The sequence below is a fragment of the Dietzia sp. PP-33 genome, assembly GCF_033790845.1.
Lineage (GTDB): Bacteria > Actinomycetota > Actinomycetes > Mycobacteriales > Mycobacteriaceae > Dietzia.
Genome location: NZ_JAMYEI010000005.1, coordinates 212610 through 234934 on the forward strand (window position 1 = coordinate 212610; position 22325 = coordinate 234934).

19 protein-coding genes and 1 riboswitch are annotated in these 22325 nt (G+C 68.7%); of the genes, 9 read left to right on the forward strand and 10 right to left on the reverse strand.

The window, feature by feature from the left end; all coding sequences use genetic code 11:
* Positions 1 to 44: 44 nt before the first annotated feature.
* Together NJE57_RS10930 and NJE57_RS10935 are read right to left on the reverse strand one after the other, a co-directional pair.
* On the reverse strand, positions 45 to 932 hold the full coding sequence (locus NJE57_RS10930) for a hypothetical protein (RefSeq protein WP_319028437.1): 888 nt from the start codon (positions 930 to 932) through the stop codon (positions 45 to 47).
* Entirely contained in the window at positions 929 to 1390 is a 462-nt protein-coding gene (locus NJE57_RS10935; protein ID WP_319028438.1) for an SRPBCC family protein, read from the reverse strand. Before NJE57_RS10935 ends, NJE57_RS10930 begins: the two co-directional genes overlap by 4 nt.
* Positions 1391 to 1536: 146 nt before the next feature.
* Between NJE57_RS10935 and NJE57_RS10940 the strand changes: the two genes are divergently transcribed.
* Positions 1537 to 3336 (forward strand): long-chain fatty acid--CoA ligase, encoded by a 1800-nt coding sequence (locus NJE57_RS10940; RefSeq protein WP_319028439.1) that lies wholly within the window; start codon positions 1537 to 1539, stop codon positions 3334 to 3336.
* 60 nt (positions 3337 to 3396) lie between these two features.
* On the opposite strand, the gene NJE57_RS10945 is transcribed toward NJE57_RS10940, so the two are convergent.
* The 4 genes from NJE57_RS10945 to NJE57_RS10960 form a co-directional block, all read right to left on the reverse strand.
* On the reverse strand, positions 3397 to 4530 hold the full coding sequence (locus NJE57_RS10945; protein WP_319028440.1) for a glycosyltransferase family 4 protein: 1134 nt from the start codon (positions 4528 to 4530) through the stop codon (positions 3397 to 3399).
* A 54-nt stretch (positions 4531 to 4584) separates the two neighbouring features.
* Positions 4585 to 5730: an NlpC/P60 family protein gene (locus tag NJE57_RS10950; RefSeq protein ID WP_319028441.1), complete on the reverse strand. Its 1146-nt coding sequence runs from the start codon at positions 5728 to 5730 to the stop codon at positions 4585 to 4587.
* 162 nt (positions 5731 to 5892) lie between these two features.
* Positions 5893 to 6507 (reverse strand): C40 family peptidase, encoded by a 615-nt coding sequence (locus NJE57_RS10955; RefSeq protein ID WP_319028442.1) that lies wholly within the window; start codon positions 6505 to 6507, stop codon positions 5893 to 5895.
* A gap of 13 nt (positions 6508 to 6520) precedes the next feature.
* Positions 6521 to 6672, reverse strand: a riboswitch (cyclic di-AMP (ydaO/yuaA leader).
* Positions 6673 to 6752: 80 nt separating this feature from the next.
* Positions 6753 to 6881, reverse strand: coding sequence for a hypothetical protein (locus tag NJE57_RS10960; RefSeq protein ID WP_319028443.1), 129 nt, complete (start codon positions 6879 to 6881; stop codon positions 6753 to 6755).
* A gap of 255 nt (positions 6882 to 7136) precedes the next feature.
* On the opposite strand from NJE57_RS10960, the gene NJE57_RS10965 reads away from it, so the two are divergent.
* Positions 7137 to 8792, forward strand: a complete 1656-nt coding sequence (locus NJE57_RS10965; protein WP_319028444.1) for a DEDD exonuclease domain-containing protein — start codon at positions 7137 to 7139, stop codon at positions 8790 to 8792.
* Here NJE57_RS10965 and trpD read toward each other — a convergent pair.
* Complete coding sequence (trpD, locus tag NJE57_RS10970; protein WP_319028446.1) at positions 8773 to 9837, reverse strand: anthranilate phosphoribosyltransferase; 1065 nt, start codon at positions 9835 to 9837, stop codon at positions 8773 to 8775. The two genes, NJE57_RS10965 and trpD, sit on opposite strands and share 20 nt — an antisense overlap.
* Positions 9838 to 10131: 294 nt before the next feature.
* On the opposite strand from trpD, the gene NJE57_RS10975 reads away from it, so the two are divergent.
* The 5 genes from NJE57_RS10975 (at position 10132) to NJE57_RS10995 (ending at position 17119) form a co-directional block, all read left to right on the forward strand.
* Positions 10132 to 10743: a heme-copper oxidase subunit III gene (locus tag NJE57_RS10975; protein ID WP_319028447.1), complete on the forward strand. Its 612-nt coding sequence runs from the start codon at positions 10132 to 10134 to the stop codon at positions 10741 to 10743.
* 56 nt (positions 10744 to 10799) lie between these two features.
* The gene (locus NJE57_RS10980) at positions 10800 to 11684 is read left to right on the forward strand and encodes a cytochrome c (RefSeq protein WP_319028448.1); all 885 of its coding nucleotides are present in this window, start codon (positions 10800 to 10802) and stop codon (positions 11682 to 11684) included.
* The gene (locus tag NJE57_RS10985) at positions 11681 to 12871 is read left to right on the forward strand and encodes a ubiquinol-cytochrome c reductase iron-sulfur subunit (RefSeq protein WP_319028449.1); all 1191 of its coding nucleotides are present in this window, start codon (positions 11681 to 11683) and stop codon (positions 12869 to 12871) included. Before NJE57_RS10980 ends, NJE57_RS10985 begins: the two co-directional genes overlap by 4 nt.
* On the forward strand, positions 12868 to 14490 hold the full coding sequence (locus tag NJE57_RS10990) for a cytochrome bc complex cytochrome b subunit (protein WP_319028450.1): 1623 nt from the start codon (positions 12868 to 12870) through the stop codon (positions 14488 to 14490). The genes NJE57_RS10985 and NJE57_RS10990 overlap by 4 nt, the downstream gene beginning before the upstream one ends.
* A gap of 157 nt (positions 14491 to 14647) precedes the next feature.
* On the forward strand, positions 14648 to 17119 hold the full coding sequence (locus tag NJE57_RS10995) for an AAA family ATPase (RefSeq protein WP_319028451.1): 2472 nt from the start codon (positions 14648 to 14650) through the stop codon (positions 17117 to 17119).
* On the opposite strand, the gene NJE57_RS11000 is transcribed toward NJE57_RS10995, so the two are convergent.
* Positions 17095 to 18663 (reverse strand): FAD-binding protein, encoded by a 1569-nt coding sequence (locus NJE57_RS11000; protein WP_319028452.1) that lies wholly within the window; start codon positions 18661 to 18663, stop codon positions 17095 to 17097. The two genes, NJE57_RS10995 and NJE57_RS11000, sit on opposite strands and share 25 nt — an antisense overlap.
* A 164-nt stretch (positions 18664 to 18827) precedes the next feature.
* Between NJE57_RS11000 and NJE57_RS11005 the strand changes: the two genes are divergently transcribed.
* Together NJE57_RS11005 and NJE57_RS11010 are read left to right on the forward strand one after the other, a co-directional pair.
* On the forward strand, positions 18828 to 19334 hold the full coding sequence (locus NJE57_RS11005; protein ID WP_319028453.1) for a DUF3253 domain-containing protein: 507 nt from the start codon (positions 18828 to 18830) through the stop codon (positions 19332 to 19334).
* A gap of 153 nt (positions 19335 to 19487) precedes the next feature.
* On the forward strand, positions 19488 to 20645 hold the full coding sequence (locus NJE57_RS11010) for an acyl-CoA dehydrogenase family protein (RefSeq protein ID WP_319028454.1): 1158 nt from the start codon (positions 19488 to 19490) through the stop codon (positions 20643 to 20645).
* A 79-nt stretch (positions 20646 to 20724) separates the two neighbouring features.
* Here the strand turns inward: NJE57_RS11010 and NJE57_RS11015 are convergent, their stop codons facing one another.
* Together NJE57_RS11015 and NJE57_RS11020 are read right to left on the reverse strand one after the other, a co-directional pair.
* On the reverse strand, positions 20725 to 21141 hold the full coding sequence (locus tag NJE57_RS11015; protein WP_319028455.1) for a cytochrome c oxidase subunit 4: 417 nt from the start codon (positions 21139 to 21141) through the stop codon (positions 20725 to 20727).
* 34 nt (positions 21142 to 21175) lie between these two features.
* Positions 21176 to 22294: a cytochrome c oxidase subunit II gene (locus tag NJE57_RS11020; RefSeq protein WP_319028456.1), complete on the reverse strand. Its 1119-nt coding sequence runs from the start codon at positions 22292 to 22294 to the stop codon at positions 21176 to 21178.
* Positions 22295 to 22325: the final 31 nt, after the last annotated feature.

The following is a 22325-nucleotide window of genomic DNA, read 5'->3' on the forward strand; positions in this document are numbered from 1 at the left end:
GGTCACCGGTCCTCGGGTCGAATGGGAATTGCCGAAAGCGGATACTACCCCGACCGGTCCGCGGATCCTGTCGGGACGAGATTCGGTGGCCAGAGGTCGGGGTCGGGGACGAAGGTCGCCACGACCGTGCACTCCCCGGGGTCGAAGTGCGAAGCCACCAACACGCACCGGGACAGCAACGCGGGCAGTGGGAGCAGCGCCCGGAAACCATGGTGCTCCAGGCGGAGTCCGTCTCCCTCGACCGTCGGCGATGAGACCGGTGGGGCCGGAACGGGGCACTCCATCCTGTACCCCCCGCTACCGTCGGGCGCGACGGACGGCGTCACCGCACCCCGTGCGAGTTCCGCCAGGGCCACGGTCCTGCCCGGCGCACTCCCGACGGCGACGACCTCGATCGGCCCCGCGAGGAAATCCGAGACGTCCGTGGCGAGCAGTGACATGCGGTGCGCCTCGCGCACCCTGGAGTCGGCGCGGTCGCCGGCCGCCATGGACGCGAACCGGACGTGGGCGGGCCAGCGCGACTCCACGAAGGCGGACAGGTCCCCCGCGGCCGCGATCCGGCGCACCGCCGCCAGGTCGCCGTCGAGTTCCGCCACCACCGTGTCCCACACCCCGGCCGCGGCGGCCCTCCGGGCGTATTCCCACCCCAGCACCGCGGCGAGGGGGGCGTCGCTGCCGGTGGCCAGCGCCGCGAGTACATCGTCGTCGGGGTCCACCGCGCCCGACCTGTATGCCTCCAGCCTCGTGGTGGGGTCGTCGGCACGGACCTCGACCGGACCCTCGTCGGTGGTGTCCAACCGGGGATCGACCGCGTCGGGGTCCCCGGTCAGGATCAGAGCCGTCCCCCCGTCGTCCAGGAGCAGCTCCGCGGTGGCGTGGGACCTGTCGGCGGGGTCTCCGCCCATGACGATCACGACCCTGGTGCCGGTCACCGCGACTCGGTCCGGCGTTTGAGCTCCCGCAACGCCTCGGAGAGGATCCGCCGCTCGGCCCGGTTGCGCAGCCGCCCGATCACCGGCACCACGAGCTCGATCTCCAGCTCGTAGTCGACCCTCGTGCCGCCCTCGACCGGCTCGAGGTGATACGAGCCCTTCTGGGCGCGTTGGAGCGCCGAGCTCTCCAGCCGCCACTCCACGGCCTTGTCATCAGCGGACCAGGAGTAGTCGAGAACGTAGTCGTCGACGATCGCGCCGGCCTCCAGGGAGAACCGGACCCGGTCGGGTCGACTGTCCGCGCCGATCGACAGGACTTCCGCCACCTTGATCGACGTGGACCATTCGGGGTACGTGTCGAAATCGGAGATGACGGCCATCACGTCCTCGACGGTCGCATCGATCACCGTGGAGTCCCTGGTCGGCCAGACCTCGGGGGCACCGTTGTCCTCGCTCATATCCCCCAGCTTCACACATCTTCGCGCTGGATGTCCTCGAGTCATCAGCGCCCCGGGTACATGGGTGGCGTGATCGTCGACCCGCCCCGGGGATAGTGTGTCCTCACTGCGATTAGACCATCGAACGTCCCCACCAGGAGGACCCTTTGCGCGAATATGTCGCCGCTCCCGCCACTTTCACCGTCCCTGACGACTGGTCCTGCGTCCAGGCGGCCTACGACCGCGCGGAGCGGACACCGGACAACGTGGCGTTCCAACGGCCGGTGGACGGCAGGTGGACGGACGTCACCAATACCGAATTCGCCGAGACGGTCCGCGCCGTGGGGCTGGGCCTGGTGGCTCGCGGTATCGAGGCCGGGGACCGGGTCGCGCTGCTGTGCTCGACCCGATACGAGTGGAACGTGATCGACTTCGCGATCTGGGCGGCCGGCGCCGTCACGGTGCCCGTCTACGACAGTTCCTCTGCCGAGCAGATCCGCTGGATCATGGAGGACTCGGGCGCGCGACTCATCATCGTCGAGAACGAGACCCACGCCGCCACCGCCCGTGAGGGGACCTCCGGGTCGGACGCCACCCCCGACGTCCTCGTGATCGAGGGCCACTCCCCCGCGTTGGACCTCCTCACCGCAGCCGGGTCCGACGCGGATGCCGGCGTGCTCGACGCGCGGCGCGCCGGGGTGACCGCCGACTCCCCCGCGACGTTGATCTACACCTCGGGCACCACGGGCCGGCCCAAGGGCTGCATGCTCACCCACCGCAACTTCATGTCAGAGGCGCTCGCGGTCCTCGAGACCCCGTTCAACCAGTACCTGCGCCAGGACGCGACCACGGTGATGTTCCTCCCGCTCGCCCACGTCCTCGCCCGCGCCATCACCTACGCGGGATTCCACGCCGGCGTCCGGATCGCTCACTCGTCGGACCTGACCAACCTCGTGGACACGTTCGGCGAGATGCGGCCGCACTACATCCTGGCCGTCCCCCGCGTGTTCCAGAAGGTCTTCACCAAGGCTCAGGCCACGGCCCAGGACGGCGGCACCGTCAAGGCGTGGATGTTCGACAAGGCCACCGACACCGCGGTCGCCTACTCCAAGGCGAACCGAAGCGGCCGGGTCGGACCACTACTACGGCTCCGCCACGCCCTGTTCTCCAAGCTGGTCTACTCCAAGCTCGTCGCCGCACTCGGCGGACAGTGCGAGATCGCCATCTCCGGTGGTGCCCCGCTGGGTGAGCGCCTGACGCACTTCTTCGACGGCATCGGCGTCAACATCTTCGAGGGTTACGGCCTCACGGAGACCTGCGCCGCGATCGCGGTTAACACCCCCGGCCAGATGCGTATCGGCAGCGTCGGTCAGCCTCTCCCCGGGTGTGCCGTGCGTATCGCGCCGGACGGCGAGGTCGAGGTGAGCGGCCCGGTGGTGACCTCCGGCTACTGGCGCAACGAACGCGCCACGGCGGAGGCCTTCTCCGACGGCTGGTTCCGGACCGGCGACCTCGGTTCCCTGGACGAGGACGGCTATCTGACCATCACCGGCCGCAAGAAAGAGATCATCGTCACCGCCGGGGGCAAGAACGTCGCCCCGAGCCAGCTCGAGGACGCGCTCCGTGCCGACCCCCTCGTCGCCGAGGCGGTGTGCGTGGGCGACGGCAAGCCGTTCATCGCGGTGTTGCTCACCCTCGATCCGGAGGCCCTCGAGAGGTGGAAGAGCCACCACGGCAAGACCGGTTCGCTGTACGAGCTCCTCGGCGACGCAGCCATGATCGAGCATTTCGACCAGGCCCTGGCCCGGGCCAACAGGACCGTCTCCCATTCCGAGGCGATCAAGAAATACCACGTGCTCCCCGACCAGTTCACCGAGGAGACCGGCGAACTCACCGCCTCGCTCAAGGTCAAGCGCAACGTCGTGCACCAGAAGTTCGCGGCGCAGATCGAGGATCTCTACGCCTGATCGACGGGTGGTCCGCCGCCCGCCCGTCCCGCCCGGACCGGCGGGACCGGCGGGACGGGGTCAGTCTCCGGAGAGCACCCGTTCCATACCGCGGGCGAGGTCCTCCCACCGCCAGGAGTCGAGGACCCAGGTGCGACCGCGGACACCCATCGCGGAGGCGCGTGGACGGTCGGTGAGCAGACCGGCCACCGCATCGATGATCTCGCCCTCCGACGTGCCGTCCACCACGAGACCGGTGGTCCCGTCCAGCACCGTCTCCGGCGCCCCGCCGCTCCGGCCGGCGACCACGGGCACGCCGCAGGCCGAGGCCTCCAGGTAGACGATCCCCAGCCCCTCCACATCGAGTCCCCCACCACGGGTGCGGCACGGCATCGCGAACACGTCCGCCATCCGGTGGTGGTCGACGATCTCGTCCGCCGGGACCCGGCCGGTGAAGATCACCCGGTCGGCCACACCGTGTCGGCGCGCCAACCCCTCCAGTGTCTTACGGTGGGGTCCACCTCCGACGACGACGAGGACCGCCTGCGGCACGCGGCGGACGATCTCCGGCATCGACCGGATCAACGCGTCCTGGCCCTTCCGCGGGACGAGGCGCGACAGACACACGATCACCTCCCGGTCCGCCACCCCGTACCGCTCTCGGGTCGACTTCCGTCGCACTGGATCAGGCCGGAACCTCTCGGTGTCGACCCCGCCGGGTTGGTGGACGAGCCGTGCGTGTGGACCGAACGCCGCCGCGAACCGACGTCTCGTGTAGTCACTCACGTAGGTGACGGCGTCCGTGGACTCTCCGATCACCCTGAGCACCTGGCGCGAACCCGGCAGCATCGACCATCCCACCTCGTGACCGTGGGTACTCGCGACGATCCGGTCGACAGGCCCGTCGCGGAGGACGGGCGCCATCGCCGCCAGGGGCGCCGCGGCGCCGAACCACACGGTGCTCGCGCCGAAGTCCGAGGCCAGCCGCCGGGCACGCGCGGCGAGATCAGGGGTCGGGAGCAGCATCTCCGTGGGGACCCTCTCGACCAGGTAGGGCCGGGATGCGTCGTAGTCCGCCGACTCGTCCCCGCGGAACGTCGAGGTGAGCACCGCGACGTCCTCGGCGTCGAGGTGGGCCAGGTAGGTCTCCAGGTACGACTGGATGCCGCCGGGTCGCGGCGGATAGTCGTTGGTGATCAACAGGGTCCTCGTCATCGGGTCCGAGCCTGCCACAGCGCCACGACGACGCGCCTGCCCGGTCTCCCCGGGTCAGTAGCGTCGGATCGCGCTGACCGGCATCGCGTCGACCTTCTCCAGCTTGACCGGGACGCCGTAGGTCGGCGCGTGCAGCACCAGACCGTCGCCTGCGTACATGCCGACGTGGGTCGCCTCCGGGAAGTAGATCACGAGGTCGCCCGGTTGGATATCGGCCATCGCGACGGGCGCTCCCGACACCGCCTGCGCCTGACTCGACCGCGGTAGCGTCTTGCCCTCCCGGGCGTAGGACCACACCATGAGTCCCGAGCAGTCGAACTCCGACGGGCCGGTCGCCCCCCATGAATACGGCGCGCCGAGTCGGGTGAGGGCCACGTTCAGAGCGGCCGAGTTGACCCCGTCGGCGGGCGGCGCGACGTAACCCGGGGGCACGAGCGGCCCTCCGGCCCAGAGCCGACGTTGGGTGTCCGAGAGCGCGTCCACCCGGGTCCTCACCTCGTCGATCCGCGCCCTCATCTCGTCCGTCCGGCGATCGATCTCATCCGACCGATTCTGTGCGTCCCGGGCGGATACCCGCGCGAGCTCCGAGGCCGCCTCGGCGTCCAGTCGGAGGCGGGCGGCCTCCACCGAGGCCGCCCGCGACGCGTCGAGCGCGCTGGTGGTCGTACCGGAGAGCCGCTGCAGGGTCCCGAGCCGGTCGACCAGGTCGCGGGGACTGTCGGCGAGTACCGCGGCACGGGTGGCGCCGGTGTCACCCCCCCGGTAGCGCATGGTCGCGAGGCGGTCGACGAGGGACTGGTCCCGCGAGGCGTCCACATCGGCGGCCAGAGCACGTGCGACGGCGACACCGGCCTCACGTTCGCGACGATCACGCTCGGCGACCGCGCGGTCGAGGTCCGACCGTGCCTGATGCAGTTCCTCCCCCAGGGCACCGGCCTCCTCGGACAACCGCGCCAGCTCGGCCAGGTCCTCGCCGGCCGGGGCGGTGTCGACGGTGGGAGCGATCGAGGTGGTGGGAACGGTGGGGGCGGTAGGGGTGGTGGGGGCGGTAACAGTGGCGGGGGGCGCAGGGGGCTCGACGACACCCGGCGACGTACCGGGCGGTGGGGCGAGAATCTGCGCCGAGGCCACCCCGGCACCAGCGCTCAGTACTGTTGCCGCGGCCACGGATATCGCGACCGCTCGGACACTGCAGGTCATGGGCACTGTCGAGCTCTCGGTTAGGTGTTCTCTGACGACCGGAATGCGGCGGAGACGCCGTCATGCTCCGTGGTCGGGATGGTACAGACGACGAACCCCGCCGACACCGGTTATGCGTCCGGTGGTCGGCGGGGTTCGGGAGAGCGCGTGACCCGGGGCGACTCAGTAGTAGCGGGTCGCACCGTAGAACGGCATGGAGTCCAGCGGGGCGTAGTGCACTGAGCTGCCCGAGGACGGGGAGTGCACGACCTGGCCGTTGCCGGCGTAGAGGCCGACGTGGCTGGCGCCGTCGTAGAAGGCGACGATGTCGCCGGGCTGCAGGTCGGCCTTGGCGACCTGGGTGCCTCCGCCGATCTGGGCCTGGCTGGTGCGCGGGATGGAGATCCCGGCCTCCTTGTATGCCCAGGACGTCAGACCGGAGCAGTCGAACGAGCTGGGACCGGTGGCGCCCCACACGTAGGGGGAACCGACCCGGGTGCTGGCGGCGTCGACGATCCGCTGGCCGGTGGAGACGACCGGAGCCGGGGTGGCGAACTCGACAGGTGCCGCCTGGGCGGGGGCCGCCTGCACGAGACCGGCGGGGAGGGCGACGCCCTCAGGGAGGTCGACGGTGACCTGGGCGGGCACGCCCGGCAGGCGGAGCTCGACGGGCACGTCCACGGTCACGGGCGCGGCGGCCGCGGTACCGGAGGCGGCTACGGCGGCCCCGGCTGCGAGCAGTCCTGCGGCGGCGGCACGGCGCCCGGTCGAACTGGTCTTGATGCTGTGAGCTCCCACGAGACTGATATCCTCTTCCTTCCTGCGACACCGACCGGGTTAGCTGACGGGTTCGGACACGGAAGTCTGTCCTACGCCCCCGGGCCTTTTCGGCCTACAGGCGATTCACCCCAGTGGAACGTGGTTCCCCGGTGCGCCCTGCGGGCGCTTAGGTGGTGACCCCGGCTCCCCACCGGCGGGCGGGTGATGACTTCCGAGGTCTCAAAAAGGTTACGAAACCATCTCGTCGAAGTCCAGTCCATCCGCTACGCGGCGGTGTGAGTAGCCACGATCTCGAGGGACGAGACCATTCCGAGTTCCATGAGCACCTCGATCGCGGTGCGCACCTCAGGCTCCAGGACGTATCCGCACGACTCCTCGGAAAGTGCGCTCACCTGCACAGAATCGGAAGTGAGCAGAGCGACAACGCAGTCCTCGCACTGTTGCGGGCGAACCGGGCACCGTGAGCAGTCCATCGACAACATGATCTACATCACACTCCGTCCTGGGCGTGTTGCCCATTCGTTACCGCGCCGCGATCTACCGCCCGCGACAGACCGTAGGGGCGGGGTACGACATCCCCTCCCGCGGTCGCCGTCGGACGGGTGGCCACCCCGGCCCTGTCGGACCGGGTCGCTACCGTTTCCGGCATGCCCTCGCCTCCTACCCGAGTCCCGGCCCGACCGTCCGGGGTCCAGGCGGCGTTCGACGAACTCGAACCGATGCTCTCCGAGGTGACGTTCGTCGTGGTGGACCTGGAGACCAGCGGCACACGACCGGGGACGGACGAGATCACCGAGATCGGAGCGGTTCGCGTGCGGGGCGGCGAGGTCCGGGCGGAGCTGTCCACGTTCGTGGCCATCGACGGCCACCTCCCTGGACACATCAGCAGGCTCACCGGCATCGCCCCCGGGGATCTCGTCGGGGCCCCCTCATTGGGCGAGGTGATGGCGACGTTCCTGGAGTTCTCGCGCGGGGCCGTCCTGGTAGCCCACAACGCGCGGTTCGACCTCGGGTTCCTCCGCGCGGCAGCCGCGTCCACCGGCCATCCGTGGCCCGACCCCCCCTCGGTCTGCACCCTCGCCCTGGCGCGGAAGGTGCTCCACCGGGGCGAGACCCGCGGTCATCGTCTCGGTGAGCTCGCCGCTCATCTGGGCTCGGCCGTCGAGCCGAACCACCGGGCCCTCCAGGACGCCCGTGCGACCGTCGACGTTCTCCACGCCCTCATCTCCCGGGTCGGCGACTGTGGGGTCGCCACGCTCTCGGAGCTCCGTGCGTACGACGGTCGCCTCACGCCCGAGGTACGGCGCCGCGCCTCCTTGACCGACCCGCTCACCACCGGGCCCGGGGTCTACGTCTTCCGAGACGGCTCGGGCGGCGCCCTCTACGTGGGCTCGTCCGGCTCGGTACGCCGGAGGGCCCGCTCCTACTACTCCGGCGGGGACTCGCGCAGCAGGATGCGGACCATGGTCGGGCTGGCCGCGAGCATCGAGTCGGTGGCGTGCGCGCACCTGTTGGAGGCATGGACGGTGGAGGACCGACTCATCGATTCCCTCCAGCCCCCGTACAACCGACGCTCCCGCAACCCCCGACGCGGGTGGTGGCTCTCCCCGCCCACCGGCAGGGCGATCCGTGGGCAGGTGACGAGGAGCCCGGACCACCCGTTCGCCCTCGGTCCGTTCCGGCGGGCCGACGACGCCAGGGCCGCGTGGCAGGACCTTCTCGAGGCCACCGACTCCCCTCCCGATCAGGAGACCTGGGCGGGGCTGGTCACCGGGCGGGACTCGACCCGTCTCCGCGAGGTCGTGGGTCGCGTCGACGCGCTGGCGGCGGACGGGGCCTTCGAGCGCGCCGCACGGTTGCGGGATCGTGTCGCGGCTCTCGTCCGGATCCTCGCCCGCCAACAGGAACTCGCCGCGACGGCCGGCCTGGCCGAGCTCGTCCTCGCCCAGCCCGCCCCCGGACGTACCTGGGCGGTGGCCGTCGTGCGACACGGTCGCCTCGCCGCCTCCGGGATCGTCCCGGCCGGGGCAGCCCCTCTCCCCGTCATCGATTCACTCACAGCGGGGGCCACGACCGTGCAGCCCGGTCCCGGCCCCTTGTGCGGGGCCACCGCGGCGGGGATCAGACACGTTCACAGGTGGATCGACTCCGCGCCCACCCGCATCGTCTCCACCGCGGGCAGCTGGACTCTCCCCATCGACGGGGCCCACACCCTGACCTGGTGGGCGGACCGCGCCGAGCGGGCGGCCTCCGGCGACCACGGCGTAGGGGCCGGGGCCGGGCTCAGTGGCGAGTGGCGCTGAACGACGCCCACCTGTCCAGGAGTCGACCGGCCTCACCGGCGTCGATCGCTTCCGCGGCCCGATCAACCGCCGATCTCATCGCCGACACCAGGTCGGCTCCCGGGTCGAGTCCGTCGAACGCCACCAGCGCCGCCGCCGAGTTCAGGAGTACCGCGTCCCGGACCGGCCCCTCCCGGCCCGCGATCAGCTCCCGAGCGACACCGGCGTTGTGGCGCCCGTCGCCGCCTCGCAACTCCTCGATCCCACACGTGGCCATCCCGAAGTCCCCGGGGGCGATCTCGTCCTGGCCTATCCGGCCCTGGGCGACTCGTAGCACCCGGGTCGGTCCGGTCATCGTGATCTCGTCCAGGCCGTCGAAGCCACGCACCACGAGTGCCGACCGTCCCCGCAACGCGAACACCTCGGCCATCACGGTCAAGAGGTGCTCGAACGCGCAACCGATGAGGTTGGCCGTCGGAGCGGCGGGGTTGGTCAGGGGTCCCAGGATGTTGAAGACCGTCGGGATACCGATCTCCCGTCTGGGCGCGGCCGCGAAGCGGAGCGCGGGATGGAATACGGGTGCGAAGCAGAAGGCCACCCCGACCTCCTCCACGCAACGGGCGACCTCCTCCGGACCCAGGTCGATCGCGACTCCGAGGGCCTCGAGGACGTCGGCCCCGCCGCTCTTCGACGACGCGGCGCGGTTTCCGTGCTTGACCACGGGTACGCCACAGGCACTGACCACGAGTGCGGACATCGTGGAGATGTTGACCGTCCCCTGCCTGTCGCCACCCGTGCCCACGATGTCCACGCAGGGGCGGGAGGTGGGGACCCGACGGGAGTAGGCGAGCATCGTCGAGGAGAGGGCGTCCAGCTCGGGGCCCGTCACGCCCTTCATGGCGAGCGCCACACCGAACGCCGCGATCTGCGCGTCCGTGGCCTCCCCCTCCATGATCCGGGACATGGCCCATCCGGCGTCCGCCGGATCCAGGTCCCCTCCCGCCGTCAGGGTGCCGAGCACCCCGGGCCACGACCGGCCCTCGTCGAACGCTGCAGAACTCCCCACGTGAGCCGACCCCTCTCCCTCGATCCGGTCGGTCCGTCACCGACCATTCACACTGCGACAATCGTGCCACCAGGGCCCCGGGCCTCGCCCGCTGACTCCCTCTCCATGCCCCGCCCGGCCATCCCACGCGGAGTCTGTGAAGGCACTGATTTCTCCCGCCAGCCCCCGGGCGGGGTGGGGTCTGTGACGTACCGGCGGAGAGTTCTAGGAATGACCTGCGAAAACCCCGTGTGGACACGCCGAAATCGGGGGTCCGTGCAGCCTCCTCCCACCTCAGGGGTCATACTTGGCCCTGTGACGAGCGCAGTGGATAACTCAGGATCGGCAATGGCTCAGCGCGTTCATTCGCTGAACCGGCCGAACATGGTCAGTGTGGGCACAATCATCTGGTTGTCCCAGGAGTTGATGTTCTTCGCGGGCCTGTTCGCGATGTACTTCGTCTCCAAGGCGAACTCGGGAGGTGACTGGCCTTCCTACCCGACGCACCTCAACGTCCCGTTCGCCCTGACTATCACGGCGATACTGGTGGCGTCCTCGGTTACCTGCCAGATGGGCGTCTTCGCCGCCGAGCAGGGTGACGTCTTCGGTCTCCGCCGCTGGTACATCATCTCGGCGCTGATGGGCACGGTCTTCCTCGTCGGCCAGGTCTACGAGTACGTGATGCTCTACCTCGAGGGCACCACGATCTCGTCGAGCGTCTACGGATCCGTCTTCTTCATCACCACCGGATTCCATGGTCTCCACGTGGCGGCCGGTGTACTGGCGTTCGTCGTCCTCGTCATGCGGACGACGATGTCACGGTTCACACCCGCCCAGGCCACGGCAGCGATCGTCGTGTCGTACTACTGGCACTTCGTCGACGTGGTCTGGATCGGCCTCTTCGTCACCATCTACTTCATTCAGTAGTCAGCTGGCCGCAGGACGCTGCGTCCAGCAGGTCCCAACTCCAAAGGGAACTCACAATGAACTCACCTCACCCACCCGCTGCGGAATCCCCGTCGCCGGATCCCGCGGTGAATCCGGCTCGTCCGGCCTCGGCCAGGCGGCGCCGAAAGGCGACCGGCGCGCTCGTCATCGCCGCCGGTCTGCTCGGCGCCGGGGCCATCGCCACGGCCGTCGTCCCCGAGCCCCAGGTCGCGACGGCCCAGCAGGACCAGGCTGCGCTCATCGCCGAGGGCAAGTCGATCTACGACATCGCGTGCATCACCTGTCACGGCCAGAACCTCCAGGGTGTCGAGGACCGCGGCCCGTCGCTGGTCGGCACGGGCGCCGGCGCGACCTACTTCCAGGTCCATTCCGGACGTATGCCGGCGGCCAACAACGAGGCCCAGGCCGAGCGCAAGAAGCCGCGCTACAGCGAGCACCAGATCATCGCGCTCGCGGCGTACGTGGACCTCTACGGCGGTGGCCCCGAGATCGTCACCGATCCGGACGGTGGGATCGCCCAGGGTTCCCTGCGTGGTGCCTCCGGCCAGGCCAGGGCGGAGGAGATCGCGCGCGGTTCCGAGCTCTTCCGCCTCAACTGCGCCTCGTGCCACAACTTCACCGGACGTGGCGGCGCACTGTCGGCGGGCAAGTACGCTCCGACGCTCGATCCTGCGAACGAGCAGGAGATCTACCAGGCGATGCTCACCGGCCCGCAGAACATGCCCAAGTTCTCGGACCGCCAGCTCACGCCTGACGAGAAGAAGGACATCATCGCCTTCGTCAAGGACACGGACTCCAAGGTCTCGCCCGGCGGTTACGCCCTCGGCGGTCTCGGCCCCGTGACCGAAGGTGTGGCCATCTGGCTAGTCGGCATCGTCGCCCTCATCGGTGCGACCCTGTGGATCGGATCCCGTTCATGAGTGAGACCCCCAAGAACCCGTCCCCCGCGGACCTCGACCGGATGAGCGATGCCGAGCTCGTCCGGTTGGGGACCGAGCTCGACGAGGTAGACGTCCGGTTCCGGGAGAACCGGTGGCCGGAAGGTGTCACGTCCCGATCCGAGAAGCGTGCCGCCCGCGCCGTCACGATCTGGTTCGCGCTCTCCGCGGTACTGGCGTTGGCCTTCGCCGTCATCTACATCGCCTGGCCCTGGGAGTACCGCGGCGAGGGCGAGGACGGCTACTGGCTCTACATGATGTACACGCCGCTGCTCGGGTTGACGATCGGTCTGTCGATCCTCTTCCTGGGCTTCGGCGCCGTGCAGTTCACCAAGAAGTTCATCCCCGAGGAGGTCTCGGTCCAGACGCGTCACGACGGGGTGTCGGACGAAGTCGACCGCCGGACCATCGTCGCCGAGCTCAACGACTCCTGGAAGACCTCGACCCTCGGGCGACGCAAGGTCATGGGAGGCGTCCTCGGCGCGAGTGTGGGTCTCATCGGACTGTCGGCGATCCTCCCTCTCGGCGGCATGATCAAGAACCCGTGGCGACGCGGGGAACTCGACGTCGCCGGCGACGGAACCCTGCACACCACCGGGTGGACGCTCGCCTCGGACAGCCGGCCCGACGGTCTCCCCGCCGAGAAGGTGTACCTCGGACGCGACACCGGCAAGGTCTACCCGGACGGTCATCCCCCGGCGGGCGAGGGGCGCCTCGAGCGCATCCACGTCGAGGACCTCTCCGCCGGTGGACTCGAGTCCGTGTTCCCGCTTCCCGAGCACGCCCTGGGAGACTTCGAGGAGCACATGCACTCCATCCACGGTGTGCGAAACGCGGTCATGTTGATCCGCTTCCGCCCCGCGGATGCGGCCAAGGTGATCAAGCGCAAGGGCCAGGAGAACTTCAACTACGGCGACCTCTACGCCTACTCGAAGATCTGCACGCACCTCGCCTGCCCCACCTCTCTGTACGAGCAGCAGACGCACCGCTTCCTCTGCCCGTGTCACCAGTCGCAGTTCGACGCGCTCGAGTACGCGAAGCCGGTCTTCGGCCCCGCTGCCCGTGCGCTGCCGCAGCTGCCCATCGCGGTTGACAGCGAGGGTTACCTCGTCGCCAACGGCGACTTCATCGAGCCGGTCGGACCTGCCTTCTGGGAGCGTCGTTCATGAGCAACAACAGCAAAGTCTCCGCGGTCGGCAACGAGCTCGACTCGCGGTACACCATGGCCAAGGGCATGCGCCGGCAGATCAACAAGGTCTTCCCGACGCACTGGTCCTTCCTCCTGGGCGAGATCGCCCTGTACAGCTTCGTCATCCTGCTGATCTCGGGCGTGTATCTCACCCTCTTCTTCGACCCGTCACTGTCGAAGGTGATCTACCAGGGTGCGTACGCCCCGCTCAACGGGATCGAGATCTCCCGCGCCTACGAGACGGCACTCAACATCTCGTTCGAGGTCCGCGGCGGGCTCTTCGTGCGGCAGATCCACCACTGGGCGGCGCTGTTGTTCGTCGCCTCCATGGTCGTACACATGATCCGCATCTTCTTCACCGGTGCGTTCCGGCGACCGCGTGAGGCGAACTGGGTCATCGGTTGTGTCCTCCTGCTCCTTGGTATCGTCGAGGGCTTCCTCGGCTACGGCCTGCCGGACGACGTCCTCTCAGGCACCGGCCTCCGGATCACCTCGGGCATCATCGTCGGCCTCCCGGTCATCGGGACCTGGATGCACTGGATGATCTTCGGCGGGGACTTCCCCGGCGACCTCATGATCCCGCGCTTCTACGTGCTGCACGTGCTCATCATCCCGGCCATCATCCTGGCGCTGATCGCCGCTCACCTCGCGCTGGTCTGGTACCAGAAGCACACGCAGTTCCCCGGCCCCGGCCGTACGGAGAACAACGTGGTCGGCGTCCGGATCCTCCCGGTCTTCGCGGTCAAGTCCATCGCGTTCGGCGCCATCACCGTCGGCATGCTCATGCTCTTCTCGGGCCTGTTCACGATCAACGCCATATGGAACCTCGGCCCGTACAACCCGTCCCACATCTCAGCCGGTTCGCAACCCGACTGGTACATGTTGTGGACCGAGGGTGGCGCTCGTGTGATGCCTGCGTGGGAGCTCTACCTGGGGCCCTACACCGTTCCCGCGGTGCTCTGGGTGGCCGTGATGCTCGGCGCCATGGTGGCCGTGATGTTCCTGTACCCGTGGATCGAGTCCAAGCTCACCGGTGACACCGCGCACCACAACCTGCTGCAGCGTCCGCGTGACGTTCCGGTGCGTACCGCTGCCGGCGTCATGGCCCTCACGTTCTACGTCATCCTGGTGCTGATGGGATCCAACGACCTCATCGCGTACCACTTCAACATCTCGTTGAACGCGACGACGTGGGCTGGTCGGATCGGCCTGATCCTGCTGCCACCGGTCATGTACTTCTTCACCTACCGTCTCTGCCTGGGCCTGCAGCGGGCGGACCGCGAGGTGCTGGAACACGGCATCGAGACCGGCATCATCATGCGGATGCCGCAGGGCGAGTTCGTCGAGGTCCACCAGCCGCTCGGCGCGGTCGACGAGCACGGCCACGCCGTGCCGCTCGAGTACGCCGGTGCCAAGGTCCCCACCAAGATGAACCAGCTCGGCGCGGCCGGTCGTCCCCCGCGGGGTGCGCTCACGGCCGACCCCGTCGACGAGGTGCGGATGCTCGACGACGCAGACCACGACAAGCACCACCAGGAGCACTCGATGCTCACCACGTTGCAGGAGGAGAACCGTACTCGTCGCCACGACGAGCACTGATCCCCCGACGACACCCGACCGCGGGCCGGACCTCCACCCGGAGGTCCGGCCCGCGGTCTCGTATCACCCACCCCGCAGACACCTCCCGGGCTCCACGTCCCATGACGGCCGTCGACCGGACGGCGCAGCCGGGATGGACCGACATGTGGAGGCCGGTATGACCGATTCAGTGCGGGGACCCGATCCGGGCCGCGGCATCGTCATCACCGAGGAGTTCGAACTCGCGCTGAGCCACCTCCACAACGGGGACGACCTCTTCCTCACCGGTAGGGCGGGCACCGGAAAGACGACACTCATCCGGCGCTTCCTCGCCGAGACCGGGCGCCCCACCCTGGTGGCAGCGCCCACCGGGATCGCCGCGCTCGAGATCGGTGGCTACACGATCCACCGTCTGTTCGGCTTCCGTCCCGGCCACACGCTCGAGGACATCCGCAGTAGCGAGTACCGTCCCGGACGATTCGGTAGAGCACTCGCCGGGGTCGCCACACTCGTCCTCGACGAGGCGTCGATGATCCGGGCCGACGTCTTCGACATGATCGCAATCGCGCTCCAACGGTTCGGCCCCGATCCGTCGATGCCGTTCGGCGGGGTGCAGGTCGTCCTGGTGGGCGACCTCTTCCAGCTCCCCCCGGTCGTCACAGCCTCCGAGGTCCCCTCCTTCGAGAGCGTCTACGCCACCCCATACTTCTTCTCGGCGCAGTGCTACAGCCGCGAGGACTTCAAGACCGTGGACCTCACCCACGTGTTCAGACAGTCGGGAGATCCCGCACTCACCGCGACACTCAACTCGATACGCGAGGGAACACTCATCGGTCGGGCGCGAGACGAACTCAATGCCCGGACACACCCGGGGTTCGAACCACCTGACGACCAGTTCTGGCTGACCCTGACCACGACCAACCGGATAGCGACGACCCGCAACCGGCGACGTCTCGAACGCCTGCCGGGATCCGAGCTCGCCATGACCGCCACCACCACCGGCGACCTCACCGGCTTCGAGCTGCCCACCGACGAGGTCCTGCGGTTCAAGGTGGGAGCGCAGGTCATGATGCTCACCAACGACGCGGCGGATCGGTGGGTCAACGGATCGATCGGTCGCGTCCTCGATGTCACCTTCGGTGGACGCGGTGATCGCGGCGAGCGAGGGCCGGTCGTCATAGTCGAGTTCACCGGGGGTGACGTCGCCGAGGTCCCCGTGTTCACCTGGGACCTGACCCGTCCGGTGGCGGACCGTGGCGGCATGCGTCACGAGATCGTCGGCACGTTCACCCAGTTCCCGCTCAGGCTGGCGTGGGCGATCACCATCCACAAGAGCCAGGGGCAGACTCTCGACCGGGTGGTCGTGGACCTCACCGGGGGCACCTTCGCGCCGGGGCAACTCTACGTCGCGCTCAGTCGGTGCCGGTCGCTGGCCGGGCTGGTGCTCACCCGCCCGGTCCTCGCCGAGGATCTCAAGACCGACCGACGGATCATGCGGTTCCTCCGCGCGCCCGGGCCGGACGGTCCGGAGCGTCGCTTCTGTTCGATCGCCGCGCTCACGGTGGGCGACGACAGCTCGCGTTCCCGGCCCCGGCCGGTGGAACTCGCGGTCGCCTTCCCCGACGGCACCGCCGTATCCACCCTCGTCAATCCGCAGCGTGACCTCGCACAGGCGAGGACGGATTATCGGATCGCGGTCGCGGACGTCCTGTTGGCCCCGACGCTGCTCGAGGCCTGGACGATGATCGCCCCGCTGCTGGACGGTCACACCCCTGTCGGTGTGGACGTGGACCGGACCCTCGGTCTCATCGACTCCGAGCTCAGGCGGCTCGATAGTGCGATGCCGTTGCCACCGGGCGTCGACGTCCCCTCGCTGCACCTCACACCGAAGGAGAGGGCGCGGACCAGATCCGGTTCTGCGATCGAGCGTGCACGTGTAGCCCTCGAGGCGCGCGATCACCTGGGGACAGACGATCCCGCGGCCGGCGTGTTCGACGCGGTGCCGGGCGAGGACGCCGGGATCTGCTACCTCCTCGGCCGGGACACCGATCTCCACCCACCGACCTCCGAGGTCCTCCCCCAGCTCTCCGTGATGCTGGAGGTCAGTCGCGAGGTGGGCGCGGCGCTACTGGACCTGCCGGTCGACCCCCCGCGAACTGCTGGGGGCAGCCGAGGGATCCTCTTCCCCGGCGACCGCGATCTGCGACTCGGAGCACGGGCGCTGGTCGCCGAGCAGATCAGGGGTGCGGCGGAGCGGGTCAGCCTCGACTCCGGGACGATGGCGCGGCTCCGGAGAGTCGGGGATCTCCTGGGCGTCGACCTCACAGACGGACTGGAGGCCACCGACCCGGCGCTCACCCACGACGTGCTGGTCCCGGGGACCCGGGTGTGCTTCACCGGTAGCGCGCTCGACGGGTGCGGGAACCTGCTCTCCCGCGACGAGATGGAGGCGATGGCCACCAGACGTGGTCTCGTCCCCGTCGGGAACGTGACCAAGACCCGCTGCGACGCGGTGGTCGTGGCCGAGATCGGCAGTCAGTCGGCGAAGGCCCGGAGTGCCCGCAAATGGGGCACACCGCTCATCTCGGTCGCCGACTTCCTCGAATGGGTCGGCGACCCCGGCGGTCACGGGGTGATCGGGAGCGGTTGACCGGTCATGTCGGCGACCGCACGGAACGCCATCGTCATCCCGGACCCCAGCGGAACACCGGGACCCGGATACGCCTCTCCGGACACCGAAGCCGACGAGTTGCCGGCCGCGTAGAGGCCCGGGATCGGCGCGCCGTCGGTGTCGAGCACGGAACCGTTCGGATCGATCACGGCTCCGCCCTTGGTGCCCAGGTCCCCCAGGACCACACGGACGGCGTGCAGCCGCTCGCCGGCCAGCGGGCGCAGGCACTCCTCCGGTGTGGAGGCGCCGAGGAAGAACCGCCCGTACGGATCCACTCCTCTGCCGAAATCGCTGTCCCTGCCCTGCCCGGCGAGGGTGTTGAAGCGTGCGACGCTCTCTCCGAGGGTCTGCGGATCAAGCCCGATAGCCTCCGCGAGATCCGCGATCGATCCAGCGGTGTGCCACAGACCGGCCTCGCGCAGTTCTCCGGCATCCGGGGCGGGGACGCAGATGGCCGGGTACCCGCCCGCCTCGGCGTCGTCGAAGACGAACCAGAACTCCTCGCCGACCCCGGCGTCCATCCGCGCGTGCATCTTCCTACCCATCTGGTCGTACGGCAGGAGCTCGTTGGCGAATCGCCGGCCGGTGCCGTCGACGATGATTCCCGAACGGAAGCCGAGGGTGAACGCCGCGTGTCCGTTCGGGAAGAGGGTCGCGGGGCACCACCACGACTGGTCCAGCAGGTCGAGTCGTGCTCCGACCCGCTCGAACATGCGGACGGCATCGCCGGAACCGGTATCCGGGTGGGACGCCGACCAGTCGGCGGTCGGCATCCCCTGCCAGAGCCCGCGCAACTCGGTCGAGCGCTCGAAGCCACCGGCGGCGACGAGAACCCCACGCCGGGCGCCGAGGAGTCGCGAGCCCGCATCGTCTCGTACCCGTACCCCCACGACACGTCCGTCGTCGTCGCGCACGAGTTCCTCCGCCGCCGTCGAGAGCCGGAGCTCGGCGGTTTCCATCCCGTCCAACGCGAGGACGAGCCGGGCCACCCAGGCACGGCCACCCTCCAGCTTCGTCGTATCCTCGGGCGCCCCGAACTGGTCGACCGGCACGGACGAGCGGATGTCGCCGGTCCGCTCGCCGACCTCTTCTCCCCTGATCGGCTTCGGGTAGATGCTGCGACCCGCCTCCTGGCGACCCGGTGCGTCGAAGTAGTCGGGGAACGCCTGGAACCGGGTGGGGATGCCCAACTCGTCCTGGAGGAAGTCGACGACACCCGGCCCGGTGTTCAGGTAGGCGTCCTGCAGATCGTGGTCGGTCCGGTCGCCCACCACGGCACGGAAGTAGGTGCGACCCTTTTCCACGGAGTCCTCCAGCCCGTCGCGGGCGAGGACCGCGTTCCCCGGCAGCCACACCGCGCCGCCCGAATACGCGGAGGTGCCACCGAAACGCTCCGTCTTCTCGATGAGACACGTGGTGAGGCCCCGCGATGCCGCCACGGCCGCGCCGAAGAGCGCCGCGACGCCCGATCCCACGACGACCACATCGAACTCGGCGTCGAACGTGCTGCTCGCCTCAGTCACGGGCACTCTCCTCGTCTCATCTTCACCGGTGGATCCGGCAGGTGATACCGGCTGCCGGCCGGCGCGCACTAGAACACGTTCTACGATAGCTGCTGCCGGGGCACTCTCCGCCCGGGACGTCAGGATCACCCACACCCGAGCGCCGACGCGGGCATGATCACGGTGTGACGGGCAACGATGTCGAACGCACCGAGGACGGCCGCTACATCGTGGTCAGAGGAAGGCGTTGGCGGGCGAGCGATCCGTCGATACCCGAGAAACTCCGCTCCGAGCTCGTCTCCGCGCTCATGACAGGCCGACGACTGGTCAAGACGGAGGGCGACCCCGCACGCGTGATGGTGCACGACGCCAAGGTCGCACTGGGCGAGCGCGGCGACCCGTGGTGGCAGCCCACCGAGGAGGGCATCCGGGCGCGCCTGGCCGCGACGATCCGGACGCTCCTACGGTCCCGCGGCCGGGGTTCCATCTGCCCCTCGGATGCGGCACGGGTCGCAGGCGGGGAGCGGTGGCGCGACCTCATGGTCACCGCACGGTCGGTCGCCTTCGATCTCCGCGACGACGGCGTGGTGTCGGTGACGCAGCGCGGTGAGCGGGTCACGGGTCGCGAGGTCGCCGGACCGATCAGGCTGATCGCGGACGACGGTCTGGAGTTCACTCCAACGGAGGGGTGACCCCACACCCTCGGAGGAGATGGTGAGCGGATGAGAGGAAACGCATTCTTGTACGCTACTCACCAGTAGGAGTACACCCACCTGACGTCCCGCTCCCCCTCAGGCACGGTGTGCCCACCACCGGAGCGGGTCGACCAATGGAAAGGCACGCACTTGCGCCGCACTGTTTTCAACGAAGACCATGAGGCCTTCCGTCAGACCCTCCGCGACTTCATCGAGTCCGAGGTGACCCCACACTTCCAGGACTGGTTCGATGCCGGCATCGTGCCCCGCGAGTTCTACTACAAGCTCGCCGAACTCGGCGTGTTCGGCATCAACGTCGACGAGGAGTACGGCGGCGCGGGGATCGACTCGCACAAGTTCGAGGCCATCCAGTCCGAGGAGACCGCACGCGCCGGCGTGAACTTCGGTGGCTCCGGTGTCCACGTACTGCTCGGCCTGCCTTACATCAAGGCACTCGCCACCGAGGAGCAGAAGCAGCGCTACCTACCCAAGTTCGTCGCGGGTGAGGAGATGTGGGCGCTGGCCATGACAGAGCCCGGCACCGGGTCCGACCTGGCCGGAATGAAGAGCACGGCCAAGCTGTCCGAGGACGGCACCCACTACATCCTCAACGGAGCCAAGACCTTCATCACCGGCGGCGTCCACGCCGACCGGGTGATCGTGTGCGCCCGAACCGCTGCCCCGCGTGAAGACGACCGCCGCTTCGGGATCTCGTTGCTCGCGGTCGACACCAAGCTCGAGGGCTACGCGGTGGGCCGTAAGCTCGACAAGGTCGGACTCAAGACCTCCGACACCGCCGAGTTGTCCTTCACCGACGTCAAGGTTCCGGTCGAGGATCTGCTGGGCGAGGAGAACCGCGGCTTCTACTACCTCGGTCAGAACCTGCCGTCCGAGCGCTGGGGAATCGCCTACGGCGCCTACGCACAGGCCGCGGCCGCGGTGCGCTTCGCCAAGGAGTACACCCAGCAGCGCACCGTGTTCGGCAAGGAGGTCGCCTCCTTCCAGAACACCAAGTTCGAACTCGCCGCATGCCAGGCCAAGGTCGACGCCGCCCAGGCCGTCGCCGATCGCGCCCTCGAGGCGTTGGACGCAGGCGAGCTGACCGCGGCCGAGGCGGCCTCCGCCAAGCTCTTCTGCACAGAGGTCGCCGCCGAGGTCATCGATCGCTGCCTGCAGCTACACGGCGGCTACGGTTTCATGAACGAGTACCCGATCGCACGTCTGTACTCGGACAACCGGGTGAACCGCATCTACGGCGGCACCAACGAGGTCATGAAGACGATCATCGCCAAGAACATGGGGCTGTAGACCACTCACCCCGCGAACGAGACGAGGCCCCCACCGCCGATCGCGGTGGGGGCCTCGTCGTCGAGGGGGTTGCCGGGTGTCAGTGCTTCTCCCGGCCCCAGTGGTACTCGAACACCAGCGCGCAGGAGGTGATCACCAGAGCGACCGCGCCACCGAGCAGCACCCACCAGTTCCAGAACGCGGCACCGTAGGCGATGACGAAGATCGAGAAGGCCATGAAGAACGGCCAGTAGCTGTGCGGGCTGAAGAAGCCGAGCTCGCCGGCGCCGTCGGAGATCTCCGCCTCTTCGTAGTCCTCCGGAAGCGTGTGGATCCGTCGCGCCACGAACCGGAGGTAGCCACCGATCAGCAGACAGAGGCCGGCGGAGAGGACCAGGGAGGTGGCACCGACCCACTCGACGCCGGTACGCGACGTGCCTGTGAGGTAGGAGTACGCGATAGCCAGGACCGCGAGGAAGATCACCAGTCCGTCGAAGATTCTTACTGTTGCGTTCATCGTGCAGGAGCCCTTCGCGTGATACCGGGAGACGTCAGTTAGCGGATGCGTTCTCGATGATGTTGTTCTGGTCGCGGGTATCGCTGCGACCCGTCTTGAACGGTGCCGTGGACGTGGAGTAGGGCTCCTCGCCGATCGACTCCAGCGCCTCCGCGTTGGACGCGGTCGGGTTGTCCTCCCGGAACTGGATGTACTGCGCGAAGGCCTCGGGCGAGACCGCGCGGAGCTCGAAGTTCATCATCGCGTGGTAGGCACCGCACATCTCGGCACACCGCCCGACGAACGCACCCTCGCGCTCGATCTCCGCGATCTGGAACATGCTCAGCTGCTGGTTCTGGCCGGGGTGCGGCATGACGTCCAGCTTGTAGATGAACTCGGGGATCCAGAAGGAGTGGACCACGTCGGCCGCCGCGAGCCGGAACTCGATGCGGGTGTTGGTGGGCAGCACCAGTACCGGGACCTCCTCGGAGGTGCCCACCGTCTCGATGTCGTTGTAGTAGAGGTACGACTTGTCCTCGGCGAGACGGCCATGGATCGGACCGCCGGCGGCCGGCTCACCGTGATGTCCGAGCGCCTCCCGCTGCTCGTCCGAGAGCACGCCGGCCTCCTCGGCCGCACGCGTGGCCTCCTCGTTGGTGCCGTCCTCGATGGAGACGCCGGCCACGTCGACCTTGTTGTAGCCGAACTTCCAGTTCCACTGGAAGGCGGTGACGTCGACCTTGACGCCGACCTCCTCCTCCGGACGGAGATCGAGGACCTTGTTCTGGGTGATGACGGTGAAGTAGAAGAGCACCGAGATGATCACGAAGGGAACGGCCGTGTAGACCAGTTCCAGCGGCACGTTGTACGCCGTCTGACGCGGGAATTCCCCGTCGTCGTTCTTCCGCTTGCGGTGGAAGGCCATCGTCCAGAAGATCAGGCCCCACACGAAGAAGCCGACGATGAGCGAGGTGACCACGGTGAGCGTCCAGAACTCGCGGATGGCGATGCCCTCGGGGGTGATCCCGTTGGGGAACCCGAAGTTCATGGTCTGGTTCCACCATTTGTTGTCGGTGTGGAGGCTACAACCCGACAAAAGCAAGCCCAATGTGCCGAGCGACACCGCGAGTGCAGCCCTGCGCGTCCGACGACGCCCGTCACGCTGTTCCACCATCACGCCTTCCTGATCAGCGGCTCCGGCCACG